Below are 14,529 nucleotides of genomic sequence, written 5' to 3' on the forward strand. Positions count from 1 at the left end.
AAGCTAATTAAATTAGATGAAGTCTTGAATCACTATTGTGTAGATTTTAAGTACGACATTAAAGCTAATGTCAAAAAAGGGAAAATAAAATTACCCTAAGCTAATAGTAAAAAGCCGGAAAGATCCCTGTGATCTTTCAGCTTTGTTATTTTTATGTTTAAAACAAATAGATTACAGAGTTGGTCTTATATATTAAATATATAACTTAAAATCATAAAAATATAAAACAAATAAGAAGATAAACAGAATAATAATACAGAAAAATATAATATCAATGGTAAATATTAACATAGTCTATATTTTAGCTATTTTATTCTTTTTTTTCTCTTAAACAGCAAAAAACCGGAATCACTTCCGGCTAGCTTCTTTCTTACCGCGGTGAATGCCACGCCAACGCCGACGGGTTAGTACAATGGCAAGGCATCAAGGTAATCACAGATATACTGATGCAATGCTCTAGATAAAATAAATCTACATCAATCAATTAATACCATATCGAAACAAGTAGCTAACATCCAAAATATAGCTAAAAAAGATATGGAGAATGGCAATATTATTAAACCCAAAGATATGTATAACACTAATATTCAGGGGGAAGACGTAAATTAAAAAATCAGACAAAGCATCTTTGATGCTCTGGAGTAAAATTTTAGGATAATTTAACATGGGTAATATAATAATCTTTTATATGGAACCCGTTGAATTTTTTTTAAAAATTCTGATTCTCATCCGGTTCTATTGAAAAATTTAATGAACACGAAATTATTGATAATAAAAATATGACATTAAAGCTTATTTTCGATCAAGACATACCAGGCAACTATATGGTTTTGAGTAATTTTTTCTCTGATCTGGTATCTGAATTTTATCTTCATGAGGATTATAAAAAAGCAGAAAAGGATATCCTTGACAGAATAAAAACATCTACTCAGGATCAAGTTAAAGAAAAGATGAGAAAAAGAAAATAATATCTTATAAGAAAGAAGCAAGAGTTGGCTTATAACATAGAATACGATAATTTTCTAAATGAAGTAAAATATACCTAGATTTGCCAGAAACATGGAAGGATTTAAAGGGTGTAAATCATGACAAATATCATAGGAAATAAGTCCACTTTTGCTGTTGAATACTCTCTTGAAAATAGAAAAAAGTTAATTGGTCGGGCAAGACTCTGGATTAACGGGATTTTTTTGGGAAGTTTAGGCGATACAATATTTTTTGATGGATATTTAATTGGTGGGCTTACAGAAATTTTAAATAAAAATAAGTTAGATGAGAGATATTTACTTGATGATCATCATTTAATCTATGATTTATTAGAAAATGACATGAATCTCTTTGATGATGAAAAATATGATTTAGCAAAATCTTTCTCTGTTAATTTAGGTACATGGTCGGATTATTTTGATATGTACTCATATAAATTAACCGATAATCTCGGTATTATTTTGTGGAAATTTATTGGTCATAATGATGCATTGGAAGATTTAATAGGCTATCCACGCTGTGTATTTTCCGAACAGTTTAGATATGATGAATTGGTTAACATAATAAATAGGCTTCATATTGTAGGATCTTAATAGTGAAGCTTTTTGCTATCTAAAATAATCAGTTATAGCTGAAAAACATGTATATGAAAATTAACTAACTTTGAAAAATCAGCCGGAAAGATCCCCATGATCTTCCGGCTTTGTAATAGTAATACAGGAACATTCCGCAGGGCATATATATGGCCCACCGGGGACTCCTGGAAATCAGGGGCCTCATTTTAATCCTAGAGAATATAATCCTGCGTCTGGAGATGGATTTAGAAACAAAAGTGTCGATGGATTACCAGAACATTATAATTTTCCTTGAGGCAAATAAATGTGGTTTGATCATGCTATTTTTAAAGAAAAAATTAAGTTCATGTTTAATAATGAACTATCGATGGAACATGTTGGATTTGAACAATTTTTATATTATGACACATCTAGATTAAAAATTTTTTTCTGTAGCAAAAATATACCAAACGTTATTCCAGAAAAATGGAGGAGGAAAAAGTTTAATTGTTTTATGATCACATTGACATGTATTGATGTTTCTGTATTGGAAATTAATGGGGGAGGAGTTGCATTTGAATGTACCCCCATTATTGAATCAACGAAGGAAAAAACAGAAATTACAATAAAAAATGATGGCTTTTACCTCCATTGTTCTACCAGAACAATGGTAATAGAGGATATTACACCGCATTGGGATGTACGATGGACTAAATAATATAAATAGCCGGAAAGAGCCCACGAGATCTTCCGGCTTTCTGATGATCTATCTTGGCATACAGCTATGTCCATGATCCGGTCAATTGGATTGGCTGGCTGGGTGTAATACCCAATTTAATTCCAGAAAAGATGCTCTTAGAGCTGCAAAAAGAGATATTGGCATTCCTAAAAACCAGCGTCCAAATAAGTATTTAATCAGAAACATCAAAATACAAAAGAATATGATCAGGTAATGTTAAATAAGATTCCAAAATAGTGCTACATCTTATGCCACCCATAATTCTATGTATAACAATGGGTTGAATAAGGCTATGTGTAGCAGAATTATGAAACGTTATTTAACAGACAAAAATGGTCAACCTATCTTAAATTAAAATAAAAAACCTATTTGGACAAGGTGGTGTAGGTGATCAAGGTTAATTTTAATGTGAAACCTCATGATAATATTAGAACTGGTAGCGTTGATGGAACAGTAGACCATTATAGTTACTAATGGAGATATATATGTATTGGACTGATTTACCAGGTAGTGAATTGATGAAGCGAGTTTATTCAAATCCACCATCTATCAATGAGATAGATATTTTCAGCATTGATGTAAAAAGGGATGGGCCAAAAGTAATTATGTCATTTGATCTTGTAAATAGTCTTCCTGATAAAACTCCAGATAAATGGGGTAAAGATTTTAATAGATGTAGAGCAGGTATTTACTGCTTTGGTGTTTCTAACTTAAATATGCAAGGAATTGGAACCGATATGCTTACAAAAATAGATATTAAAATGATGGATAATAACAATATAGTGAGTATTAAAAATAACGATATAGATATAAAAGTTATTTGCTCACATATAAGTCTTACTGGCCCTTCTGTTTACATAAGAAAATAAAAAGATATGTGTTTGTAAAATTGGTATAAAAATCACTAAACAAAGCCGGAAAGATCCCCGTGATCTTTCCAGCTTTGTTATTTTTATGTTTAAAACAAATAGCTTACAAGGTAAGACTTATATATTAAATATATAAATTAAAATCATAAAAATATAAAACAAATAAGAAGATAAACAAAGGAATAATACAGAAAAATATAAAATTCATAATAAATATATACATATGCTATATTTTAGCTATTTTATTCTGCTTTTCCTCTGAAACAGCAAAAAGCCGGAATCGCTTCCGGCTGGCTTCTTTCTTACCGAGGTGAATACCCATGCCACGCCAATGCCGACGAGTTAGTGCAATGGCAAGACATCAAGGTAATCACGGATATACTGATGCAATTCTCTGGATAAAATAAATCTACATCAATCAATTAATACCATATCGAAACAAGTAGCTCACATTCAAAATATAGCTAAAAAAGATATTGAGAATAGCAATATTATTAAATCCAAAGATATGTATAACACTAATATTCAGGGGGGAAGACGTAAATTAAAAAGTAAGACAAAGCATCTTTGATCTCTGGAGTAAAATTTTAGGATAATTCAATATGAGTGAGATAATAAATTTTTATATGGAGCCAGTTGAATTCTTTAAAAGCTCGGATTTTTTATCCGGTTCTATTGAAGAATTTAATGAATATGAAATTATGGATAATAAAGATAGGGCATTAAAGCTTCTTTTCGATCAAGACATACCAAGCAACTATATGGTTTAGCGTGATTTTTCTCTGATCGGGTATCCGAGTTTTATCTTCATGAGGATTATAAAAAAGCAGAAAAGGATATCCTTGACAGAATAAAAATATCTATTCAAGATCAAGTTAAAGAAAATATGAGATAAAAGAAAACTATATCTTATAAGAAAGAAACAAGGGTTAGTTGATAACATAGAATACGATAACTTTCTAAATGAAGAAAATGACGAATGTAATGACAGGTTAAATATGATAAGCATTTATCGATATTTATTTTATTTTAATCAAGACGCTAAATTAGAAGAAATATTTTCTATATTTAAAAAAGGAGCTATGCCGTGCGGTATAAAAAAAGATAAAAAGACATGAATTATTTTCAATCCTATTATTTTGAAGAATAGTTAATAAAATTATAGATGAACTGCCCTCAAAAACTAAATTCAACATTTAATGACTAGATTTAGAGAGGCAGTTCACAATCACCAGATCTTCCGATGTTCCTATTGATCTACCATGGCGCATACCCACAGTAAGCCAGAGCAGATTGAAGCTTACCGATGGCATCCCTAATCTGATACGCTTCCTCGTCATTCACGGCACAGGCCCGTATCTCCGCCCAGTTCAGCCGCTTAACCAGTTGGGCCAAGGCCAGCGCTTCAATGTGGGTTAACTGAATGTCCTGCAAATGTTCAATCACCACTTTCATTTTATCCTCTCCCTTAACCCGCAAAACCGGTTATCAGCGCCCGCATCTGCTGCTTAATCTCCCGCAGTTGGGCCTGTTGCCGCTGGTACTGCTGATGCTGTTGTTGCGTGGCTTCACTCTCTGGAATCAGCACCAGACAACCGTCCATCACCTTCACCGTAATCTGGTGTTGTGTTCAATAAGAGTTGCTCCCCAGATTAAATACCGTAAAACCTACAAAACCAGCAAAAGATGCCACACCTTTATTTTCACGTGCCATACCTAGCGGAATAGCAATCGCGAACATCACAGGCAGGAAACTGAAAGCCAAGGAGCTGATTTTACTCATCCAGGCAAATAACAACCGAAAAGCTGTGTGATCTAATATCGGTAGTAACGTAATAACCTCTCGGCTACTGGGAGAGCTGCCAATTCCGAGCATAATTCCACAAAATGATAGTAACGCCACGGGCAACATAAATGTTTTACCCAAGCTCTGGAAGAATTCCCATAGCGTAATTTTCTGTTTCTTCTGAGTGAGCATAATGACTCCAGTAGATATTATTAGATACTATTTAATAAATAGCACTACGGGTTATCTGGTGAAGTGGTTCACTATTGATAAATATTTTAGAGGAGGATTATTGGTTTAGTTGGAGCACTAAAAACAACTCAAACAATCATTACTCTCCTTTAAATCATTCATATATTGAACAAAGAACAGGCAGAACCGTGGTATTATTATTCTGCCAAAGGAGAAGTACATTTGGTTGAAGCTGCTGTTATATTTTGAATAGATATCATTGTCATCTTGTCAGGAAAATCTCTCCAACTTCTATTTACAACGGTACTAAGGTAAAAATTCAGTTTTATTCAAATTCTCCTAATAATTCATTTGAGTAATAGTATTAATCATTCAATTAATCTATAAGGTAAAAAATATAATCATCTGATAATTACAAATTGATATTAGTTATATATAGCCAAGTAATACAGCTTTAGCTATTGCCTGGAATTTATTCTTACAATCCAGTTTCTTAACAATATTCATTAGGTGAAAATCAACTGTACTTTTAGTGACACAAATGGTTGATGCAATTTCAATTGATGTCATCCCATCTGCGGTATATCTTAATACTTCTAACTCTCTGTTTGAAAATGAAGTTTCATCAATATAGAACGATTGCAAATACTTTGTGTGTGATGTTAAGTATCTTATTATCCTAATATATACTCCTAAAATTTCTCCACTACATTTATACATTGTCTCGTTATCAATAGGCCCATCTTTTCCTGCAACAGAAAATATTCCATCAGTTCCTGAAAATGCAGGAAGTCCAAAGATGATTCCAGAGCGAAACCCATATTTCTGATTCACATACCAAAGCTCTTGCCCATTAGATTTGGAAAAAAAATCTAAATCCCATATTTTTGAAAAAGAAGGTGGCACAGGCCGGAAATTTAGAACGGGATCAATCATCCAATACTTTTTTTCTATATAAAGGTCCCGCCAAGATTCATGATAATTATCAAAGAAATACACTTCTCGGTTAGAGATAGGAAAGCGCGCCTTTAATAAAAGGGAGAACAAACTAAACCCCGAAATTTTGTTAATAAGCTCACAAATTTCAGCTACAAAATGGGGGTCTACATCTAATTTATGAAAATTATAGGGTAAGGTATATGGTCGATTAATATTCATTCAATGTCCTCTTGAAAATTAAGAATATTGATAGTGAATCCTAATATTTATTATAGTAGAAAAATTTACACTTAATAAAGTAAATAATTATTTAATGCTATACAGAAACAATGTCTGATAAATCACAATGTATTATTGGTAAACAGGAGAAATTATATCAATAGGATTGAAATCCTAATAATCAGGAAAAATAATATATATAAAAACATATTATAGTCATATGAAGAATATTAAACTATTTCCAAGCCAATATAAGTGATTATTTAATGTTTTAATCTAAAACCTTCATGTTTTATTTTTCACAACAATAAATTAACTGAAATACTGAACTATATGAAGCAATACCTGATATATATATGAGTAATTTTCCCATATAAACTATGATTTATCCCAGTAGCTGTTTCAACTTTAATAGTTAATTATATAAAAAGAAAGTTATTAGAATAATAATGAGTAAGCAAAATAACCTTTCGATTCCCAATAAATAGTTTAAATATGTAAAGAGGTGTTATGATGAGTGAAGTCATTCAGGGTAAAGATGATATTGCTATAACCAAGAATTCTATTACAGCTGATGTAACCTTTGTTATTGATGTTGATTCAATTATTGAATATCTTCGTAATAATAATCTTAAAAGTTCTCTGGATCCTAAAGATCCAACAGTTATCCGTCAGCATGTATATATAGCTAATTATACTCCAGAGCTTGGATTGAAAGTGGCGAGTTCATCTGGTGCCCGTGTCACAGTTCCCATTAATGCGAATATTAGATGGAGGGCTACAACTGTATCTAATAATTTCGACTATACGATTATATTGTATAAATTCAAAAAGCTTAGTATAGGAGACGATGTCATCTCTGTCCCATCACAAATATGGTCACAGAACCCTATGGGCAAAAAAGTTCCAATGGTCCCTTCAGGTATTAATGCGAATGAGGATGAACCTAAGATAATTTTTGTCGAATCTCAAGATAGTTATTTCCAAGCAATAGCTCATAAACCCGGTGTAGAACAATATACATGGTTCTTTGCCGCTTATGACGGTAAAAAGCTCCTAGGTTATTATCGATACGATCCATATGTTGAAGTAACTAATAGCTAACCATTTGTATATTTTCATTTTTTACTGGAAAATTATCAAAATAGTTTTCCAGTATTTTTATTTTTCAATTTACTTAAATATCTTTAACAAACACTAATTTATATAATAATATTATTACCTTATAAAGAAAATCTTCTAACCTCCAGGTAAACTCTATTCCCCTCCATAAATTCAACAATCTTCCGACAATTATTCTGCCATCAATTCAGCAGATATTCTTTCTATTATCTATTTCTTTAGCTAAAATAACTTACATGAACTATTACATCTGTCATTATCGTCTATCAAGCTAAATAACCGTGAATTAAAATTTAGCTTATTCTTACTTTCTTAGATTAATCTTTCCTTTCTTTAAAAATCTTCCTAGTACAACTCATGCTATTATTAAAAAAAACATTACCTGTTACTTATTCCACTTAAGTTAATTCATTAATAAGCAATAAAATCATGGCTCTTATTAACTCATTACTATCCGAATAACCAACTAATTAAAATTTCTAATAGAAAATCGAGATATAAAAGAAACGCCACTCGTTAATCAGAGCAAGATATAACCAATAGTGTGCTTTAATAACGAATAAATTAGCCAATATGTATGTCATTACTATCAGGCTATCACCCTATATTTATGTTTTATGGAATAAAATATCATCCTTATCGGTGAATTAATGATAAAAAGAATATCTATTCTCATATTAGGTTGTATTTCCTTTCAGATAATCGCTTCACCGGCAGAGATAAATGATAATCTGCCAATGACTGAGGCTAGAAGGACTCTGCAAGATAGTTCCAGGGAAATTAACCAGCTGATAGAACAACGCCGATATCAGCAACTAAAGCAGCAGGCTAATACAGTCCCTGAGTCAACTCCTGCGCCAGTTTTGCCGGAATCTAAGCAATGTCTGCCGTTAACCGGTGTTTACCTTAAAGGGATCTCCCTGCTCTCTGTTCGGGATTTAAGTACGCTCAGCGCTTTGTCCCCGGCGTGTATCAGTAGTCATGATATCAATCGGCTCAGCCATGAACTGACTCATCTTTATATCAGTAAAGGCTATATCACCGCCCGTGTTCAGTTTATTGCGCCTAATACCGATGGAGAGTTAGGGCTAAATGTTATCGAAGGGTTTGTTGAAAAAATCGAAGGCGGTGATCGCTGGGTGAATAGTAGTATGTTATTTCCCGGTCTGGAAAAACAACCGCTCAATATCACGCAGCTCGATCAAGGTTTAGATCAGGCTAACCGGCTACAGTCCAATAAAACCACCCTGGATATTTTACCAGGAACAGTGAATGGTGGTTCGGTGATTAAGCTGCATAATCAGCGCAGTAAGCCTTGGTTATTGAATATCAAAACTGATAATTATGGGCAAAAGAGTACTGGGAAATGGCGGGTCCGCACCAATGCCAGTTTTGACAGCCCATTTGGTTTATCCGATTTCATCAGTCTGAATGCCAGTAGTACGTTAGATAGCCCATCCAACCGGTATAGCCGTGCCTATACTCTGCTTTATTCAATGCCCTATGGCGCAGCAACATTCAGTGGGTTTGGTAGTTATTCCCAATATGCCAGCCGCCCCCATTTACAAATGAGAACAATAAAGATTTATGGTGATACTCAGCAAATCGGCATGCGTTCTGATTTTGCCTTCTATCGTAATCAATCTCAGATTAATAGTGTCAGCGGGCAATTAACTTACAAGAATTACAATAATTACATCGACAATGCCAAGATTGGCGTCAGTAGCCAAACATTGAGTGTCTTTGAACTCGGTGTTAATCATTTACATATCATTCCAACCGGATTAATCACGCTCAATCTGAGTGTTGAACAGGGTTTGCCTTGGTTTGGAGCACAAACCGGAACCGCTTATCTCGATAAGCAGTTCACCAAAGGCAAGTTGATGGTCAATCTACATCAGCGTTTTATGCTGTTCAACTCGCCTTATCAGCTCAATAACCTGTTTTATGGGCAATACAACCGGCACGGTCTGCCCGGTGTCGAATGGTTAAATATCACTGATCGGAATGCAGTCCGGGGATTTAGCAAAAATACGCTATCCGGGGATAACGGCTGGTATCTGCAAAATACACTGTCCCGGACGTTCCCCCTCGCCAACAGCACATTATCAATGCGTATCGGTATTGATACCGGTCGGGTTCAAGGATATCGCAGCCCACAAGGCTGGCAAAGCAGCGCCGGAATCAGTTCTGGCGCCACACTGAGATACCAACGCATGGTATTCGATATAGAAACCAGTCGAGGAAAGCTACTTTCCAATCGCCAAGCATCTGATGAACCCATTCAGGTGCTAGTCCGTTTTTCTTACACCTTTTGATGGTTTTAAGCAGTACCCAATGCTGTACACACAATAATATAACTAAATATATAGAGACTTAATGTATGAAAAACAAAAAATTCAGGTTATCCCCTACCGGCAAGCTTGCCGCTTCTATGGCAATCATTCTTGTTTCTTGTTCTACCAGTTTTGCCAGTGAAATCGTTGGTGGTGGCGACCCAGCACACCATCCCGATATTTTCGCTGCCGAAGGTAAAGCAACGGTTGTGAATATCGTGACGCCCTCCTCTTCCGGGCTGTCACATAACCAATATCTGGATTACAACGTTGGCCAGATGGGCGTCGTCCTAAATAATGGGCTAGAGGAAGGTCAATCACAATTGGCGGGGCAGCTTGCCGCTAACCCTAATTTGAATGGTCAAGCGGCTAACCTGATTCTGAATGAAGTTATCAGCAGGAACCCTTCCCTGTTATTAGGTCAACAGGAAGTGTTTGGTATCGCAGCAGATTATGTACTGGCAAACCCGAACGGTATCACCTGTAATGGATGTGGTTTTATCAATACTAACCGCGCTTCTCTGGTTGTGGGTAATCCATTGATAGAACAAGGTAATTTGCAAGGTTTCAGTACGTTTAATAATCAGAATAGCCTGAAAATTAAATCGGATGGTTTAATCGCCAATGCGATCCTTGATCTTATCGCACCTAAAATTGACAACCGGGGCTCAGTCACTGCTCAAAAAGAGATTAATGCGATCAGTGGTGAAAATAAAATCTCAGCCACAGGAGAAGTCATTGATTCTCAGCAAGCGTTAACCGGTGTGCTGGATAGCTATTATCTCGGTAGTATGCAAGCCGGGCGTATCCGTCTACTCAATACCGCAAAAGGCAGTGGCGTTAATTTACAAGGTACTCTTACTGCCAGTGATGAGATTATTGTTGATTCCCACGGTAATCTCAATTTAGAAGCAGCACATCTACGCGGTGGAAATATTGATCTCTTGGGTAATGATATTGAGGTAAAAGGTAAAGTCAGCGAATCATCATATAGCCGTGATGGTAGCAATAATTACCAAAGCTATTTCAGCGGTTCTTATACCAATGATAGTAAAAGTAGTCAGTCACTCGCTCGTACTAAGCTTGAAGGCAAAAATATTTCATTAGTCGCCAACAGTAATAACCGGGTTACAGCCACGGATATCGTAGGTGATGATGTGAATCTGAGTGGTGCTAATCTCACTTTAGATGGGCAGCAATTAAAGCAATCCACTAAAAATATTAATAACCAACAGGGTTATTCTTGGCGCCACGAGGTAACTCAGGAAAGTGAAAAACTGCATCAGGCAGGAAACAATATCCAGGCCAAAGGAAATGCGAGCTTAAATGCGACAGAAGGTGACGTTAAGATCCTTGGCAGCAAAATAGATGCTAAAGGTGAGCTAGCGGTTACAGCGAAAAAAGGTGTTCAAATTGCCGGTCTGACTGAGACAGAAAAAAGCGCGGAAACAGGTTACAAAAAAAATCACACGGCTAAATTGCAGACCGGAAGTTGGGAAGAGAGTAAACAGACCGAGCGTTTGATTGCCAGTGAATTACAAGCAGGAACTAATCTTAATATTAAGGCAGGAACTCGTGCTGAAATTCTTGGGACAAAAGTCCATGCAGGTCAAAATCTGACACTGGAAGCCGGTAAACAACTGCAAATCGATGTTCAGAAAACGGCTGATAGCCGGGCTGTACGTGATGATAAAAAATACTGGGGAGGGATCGGCGGCGGTGAGAATAAAGACAACAATGAGTTGAAAGAAACCAACCATGCATCTGAATTAACAGCCAATGGGCGTTTATTGCTGTCAGGCAATGAGGGTATTGCCATTACCGGCAGCAAAGTGAAGGCGGTCCAAGGTGCTTTTGTAAATGCTAATAGTGGCGAATTAACCATCGATAATGCGGTCAGTCATATCAATCGCAAAGTTGATGAGCGAACGGGCACTGTACTCAATATCACTAGCGGTTCAAAAAGAAATAATAGCCAGCAACAGAAATCTCACGGCAGCGAGTTGGTTTCTGAGGCGGATCTTAAATTACTCGGTGATGAAGATATCAATATCATTGGCAGTCGGGTGCAAAGTACCGGTGCGCTTAGCCTGAACACGTCCGGTAATATCAAGGTGCTCTCTTATGGCGAACAGAAACAGGTAGATAAACAAAGCACCTCTCTGGAGCCACAAAGCCACTTCCAACCAAAGGGAGACAAACAGTATCGTGCCGGAATAGGTATTGAACATACCAGTAACAGTCAAAAAAATCAGACGGTAACACAGCAAGCTTCCACGTTGAGTGGCGGTAGCATCACTATCGATGCTGATAAAGATGTCACTCTACGTGGTTCTAATCTGGTGACGACCACAGGTGATGCTAAAATCACCGGTGAGAATGTTCATCTGTTAGCCGAGGATAATAAAAAATCCGAAGAAAAATCTCAGAGTAAAAAGTACGTTGGGGCCTATCTTACCGGAGGAATCGATAAAGTCGGTTCCGGTATTTATGGTCGTTATGAAGGAAATAACAGTAATCATACCAGTACGACTGCTGTTGTTTCCGGTTCTCAGATCGCAGGTAATTTGAACATTAAAGCCAACGGTGAATTGGTTCAGGAAGGGACGAAGCATGAAGTCAATGGCACCTATACCGCAGAGGCAGGCAAAGTCAGCAATCTGGCTGTATCGAATACAGAATCAAGTACCAATCACAAACTACAGGTTGGTACAGATATTGGTGTCAACGTAGATTATAGCGCTGTTACTCGCCCGATTGAGAAAGTGGTTAAAGAACCGGCTAAATCTGCACTGGATGGCACTTTAACCAAAAAAGGCACACCTAATTTCGGCGCGGATATTGCCGCCAACGGCAGTAGTATCCAGACTGCGAACAAAAAGTCCGAAACGGTTGTGACCTCTATTCAGGCCAGCGATATCGTCATTAAAACCAATGGCGAACTGTATGATCAGGGCACTCAATATCGGGCTGATAAAGGTAACGTTACATTAACCGCCGGTAACCATACCAGTGAAGCAGCACAAAACCACCACCAAAGTAGCCACAGTGAAACCAGCGGCAATGCTGACCTACGTGTTTATACCACTACCGGTGAAGATATTTCTGCGAATGGTAAAGGCAAAGGTGGCACGCAAAGCAGCCATACTACGACGACCACAGCAGTCACTAGCCGGATTACCGCAGCGGATGACATTAATATCCGCGTCGAAAGGGATGCTGAATATCAGGGTACCTCTCTGAATGCCGGCTCAGGCAAAGCCAATATAGATGCTAAAGGTGATATCCGTTTTGATAATGCCACCAATAGCACAACGAAAACAGCAACCGGTTATAACGGAGAAGCATCTGCTAAAGGGGGAAATTCGCCAGAGGGCAAGAATGTTCATATCGGTCTTGGCGGCGGTTACAACATAGATAGCAAAAACAGTACCACAGCTCAGGTCAGTGAAATTGGCGGTAAGCAAGGTGTCACTTTGAGTGCAGGCAATAACTTGACGTTGCAAGGTGCTCAAGTGACCGGTAAGCAAATCGACCTGAACGCTAAACAAGGTAATGTTGAACTGGTATCTGCTCAGGATCGCATTAACAACGATGGTTGGGAATTTAACCTGAAAGGCAATGGCGGAAATGCAAGCTCGATCAAGAAAGCAGAAGATGACAGTACAACCACCACCACAAAACAGAACTTTGGCGGGGAAGTCAAAGTCGGTATTGATCGCCTGCAAGCAACGACCCAACGTAATAGCCATATTAAAGGTGAAAATGTTGTTATCAACAGTGGTGGTGATACAACAGTTGCCGGGGCACGGATAGAGGCGGATCAGGTAAAAGGCAGTATTGGTGGTGATCTACGAGTTGAAAGCCGTAAGGATACTGAACATGGGTTAAATGTCGGTGTTGACGCTGGCATGAATTACACGAAAGAATCCAAAGTAAAAAGTGACGATATCCCTAAAGACGAATCAACTAAGGATGATTTTTCCAAAGACGATGTGTCGAACGATGAGGAATTGAAAGATGATCCATCTAAAAACCCAACCGAAGAACCACAACCGAAAGGATGGCAGGAAAGATTAACCTCTACGTTTAATAGTCTTAATAATATTAAAGGTATTAATGGGGTTACAGGTAAACTTAAAAGCAATGTCGATATTAAAGATCGAGAAAATGTCGGTGAACAATCGGTTATTTCCGGCAATCAAGGGGTTAATTTAGATGTAAAAGGAAATACTCATCTGATTGGCGGGCAGATTGGTAGCGAGAAAGGCCATGTCATTCTTAATACCCAAAATGTGGAACAACAATCTGTTACCAGCTATGACAATAGTAAAGGCGGTAACGTTGCATTACCTGATTCTGTTAGCGGAATAGTTAAAGCAGTTCAAGAAGGTGTATTGTCCGGCAAAATACCTTTAGTGAAAACGTATAGTAATGAAACCGAAACTAGTACAACTAATGGCGAAATAATTAATCGTAAATCTGATTAATTTGTTCTTTTATAAAAGATCCTTCAAATGAGGGATCTTTTTATTGCTACCTATATTGAATATTTCAATAGTTCCAATTGACAATGTTAATGCTTTTTCATAATATCAAAAAATTAATAAACGACTTGGTAATATAATTATGTTTGGAATTTTCAAGCGAAATTTAGAACTTGAAAAATACTATAATTCACAAATTGGAATCAAAGGAATATTTAGAAAGGAAACTATTTGTTTAAATATATTCACTGCATATATTATTTTTATGATCGTGTTTAATTTCAATAATCCATTGCTTA

General features: G+C 36.6%; 11 protein-coding genes and 1 pseudogene. 8 read left to right on the forward strand and 4 right to left on the reverse strand.

The window, feature by feature from the left end:
* Window positions 1–1,085: 1,085 nt before the first annotated feature.
* The 5 genes from AACQ38_RS17350 (at window position 1,086) to AACQ38_RS17365 (ending at window position 3,919) form a co-directional block, all read left to right on the forward strand.
* Complete coding sequence (locus AACQ38_RS17350; RefSeq protein WP_011144723.1) at window positions 1,086–1,580, forward strand: hypothetical protein; 495 nt, start codon at window positions 1,086–1,088, stop codon at window positions 1,578–1,580.
* A 121-nt stretch (window positions 1,581–1,701) separates the two neighbouring features.
* Window positions 1,702–1,857 carry an HNH/endonuclease VII fold putative polymorphic toxin gene (locus AACQ38_RS24155; protein WP_411181912.1) on the forward strand — a complete coding sequence of 52 codons (156 nt, stop codon included), beginning with the start codon at window positions 1,702–1,704 and terminating at the stop codon, window positions 1,855–1,857.
* A gap of 9 nt (window positions 1,858–1,866) precedes the next feature.
* Window positions 1,867–2,259 (forward strand): immunity 50 family protein, encoded by a 393-nt coding sequence (locus AACQ38_RS17355; RefSeq protein WP_011144721.1) that lies wholly within the window; start codon window positions 1,867–1,869, stop codon window positions 2,257–2,259.
* 506 nt (window positions 2,260–2,765) lie between these two features.
* Window positions 2,766–3,149 (forward strand): immunity 50 family protein, encoded by a 384-nt coding sequence (locus tag AACQ38_RS17360; protein ID WP_242685616.1) that lies wholly within the window; start codon window positions 2,766–2,768, stop codon window positions 3,147–3,149.
* A 602-nt stretch (window positions 3,150–3,751) separates the two neighbouring features.
* Window positions 3,752–3,919 (forward strand): hypothetical protein, encoded by a 168-nt coding sequence (locus AACQ38_RS17365; RefSeq protein ID WP_207631908.1) that lies wholly within the window; start codon window positions 3,752–3,754, stop codon window positions 3,917–3,919.
* A 487-nt stretch (window positions 3,920–4,406) separates the two neighbouring features.
* Here AACQ38_RS17365 and AACQ38_RS17370 read toward each other — a convergent pair whose 3' ends face one another.
* The 4 genes and pseudogenes from AACQ38_RS17370 to AACQ38_RS17385 all read right to left on the reverse strand — a co-directional run bounded on the left by AACQ38_RS17370 (window position 4,407) and on the right by AACQ38_RS17385 (window position 6,285).
* A complete protein-coding gene (locus tag AACQ38_RS17370) occupies window positions 4,407–4,604 on the reverse strand; it encodes a DUF7706 family protein (RefSeq protein ID WP_165578711.1) in 198 nt (65 codons plus the stop codon).
* Between the two features lie 13 nt (window positions 4,605–4,617).
* Window positions 4,618–4,752 (reverse strand): hypothetical protein, encoded by a 135-nt coding sequence (locus AACQ38_RS17375; RefSeq protein WP_011144716.1) that lies wholly within the window; start codon window positions 4,750–4,752, stop codon window positions 4,618–4,620.
* A 30-nt stretch (window positions 4,753–4,782) separates the two neighbouring features.
* Window positions 4,783–5,127: pseudogene (locus AACQ38_RS17380) on the reverse strand (PTS transporter subunit EIIC); the annotation flags it as partial.
* A gap of 429 nt (window positions 5,128–5,556) precedes the next feature.
* Window positions 5,557–6,285, reverse strand: coding sequence for a LuxR family transcriptional regulator (locus AACQ38_RS17385; RefSeq protein WP_165578686.1), 729 nt, complete (start codon window positions 6,283–6,285; stop codon window positions 5,557–5,559).
* Between the two features lie 513 nt (window positions 6,286–6,798).
* On the opposite strand from AACQ38_RS17385, the gene AACQ38_RS17390 reads away from it, so the two are divergent.
* The 3 genes from AACQ38_RS17390 (at window position 6,799) to AACQ38_RS17400 (ending at window position 14,233) form a co-directional block, all read left to right on the forward strand.
* Window positions 6,799–7,389 carry an inclusion body family protein gene (locus AACQ38_RS17390; RefSeq protein ID WP_011144713.1) on the forward strand — a complete coding sequence of 197 codons (591 nt, stop codon included), beginning with the start codon at window positions 6,799–6,801 and terminating at the stop codon, window positions 7,387–7,389.
* Between the two features lie 668 nt (window positions 7,390–8,057).
* Window positions 8,058–9,725, forward strand: coding sequence for a ShlB/FhaC/HecB family hemolysin secretion/activation protein (locus AACQ38_RS17395; RefSeq protein WP_112872335.1), 1,668 nt, complete (start codon window positions 8,058–8,060; stop codon window positions 9,723–9,725).
* Window positions 9,726–9,790: 65 nt separating this feature from the next.
* Entirely contained in the window at window positions 9,791–14,233 is a 4,443-nt protein-coding gene (locus tag AACQ38_RS17400; RefSeq protein ID WP_165578687.1) for a hemagglutinin repeat-containing protein, read from the forward strand.
* Window positions 14,234–14,529 lie beyond the last annotated feature (296 nt).

It is taken from the genome of Photorhabdus sp. RW14-46, from assembly GCF_963887965.1.
GTDB classification, from domain to species: Bacteria; Pseudomonadota; Gammaproteobacteria; order Enterobacterales; family Enterobacteriaceae; genus Photorhabdus; species Photorhabdus laumondii.

Excerpts from the sequence above, each read along its gene's own strand:
- AACQ38_RS17350 (WP_011144723.1), top strand. The coding sequence starts at position 1,086 with ATGACAAATATCATAGGAAATAAGTCCACTTTTGCTGTTGAATACTCT.
- AACQ38_RS17355 (WP_011144721.1), top strand. The coding sequence starts at position 1,867 with ATGTGGTTTGATCATGCTATTTTTAAAGAAAAAATTAAGTTCATGTTT.
- AACQ38_RS17360 (WP_242685616.1), top strand. The coding sequence starts at position 2,766 with ATGTATTGGACTGATTTACCAGGTAGTGAATTGATGAAGCGAGTTTAT.
- AACQ38_RS17365 (WP_207631908.1), top strand. The coding sequence starts at position 3,752 with ATGAGTGAGATAATAAATTTTTATATGGAGCCAGTTGAATTCTTTAAA.
- AACQ38_RS17370 (WP_165578711.1), bottom strand. The coding sequence starts at position 4,604 with ATGAAAGTGGTGATTGAACATTTGCAGGACATTCAGTTAACCCACATT.
- AACQ38_RS17375 (WP_011144716.1), bottom strand. The coding sequence starts at position 4,752 with ATGGACGGTTGTCTGGTGCTGATTCCAGAGAGTGAAGCCACGCAACAA.
- AACQ38_RS17385 (WP_165578686.1), bottom strand. The coding sequence starts at position 6,285 with ATGAATATTAATCGACCATATACCTTACCCTATAATTTTCATAAATTA.
- AACQ38_RS17390 (WP_011144713.1), top strand. The coding sequence starts at position 6,799 with ATGAGTGAAGTCATTCAGGGTAAAGATGATATTGCTATAACCAAGAAT.
- AACQ38_RS17395 (WP_112872335.1), top strand. The coding sequence starts at position 8,058 with ATGATAAAAAGAATATCTATTCTCATATTAGGTTGTATTTCCTTTCAG.
- AACQ38_RS17400 (WP_165578687.1), top strand. The coding sequence starts at position 9,791 with ATGAAAAACAAAAAATTCAGGTTATCCCCTACCGGCAAGCTTGCCGCT.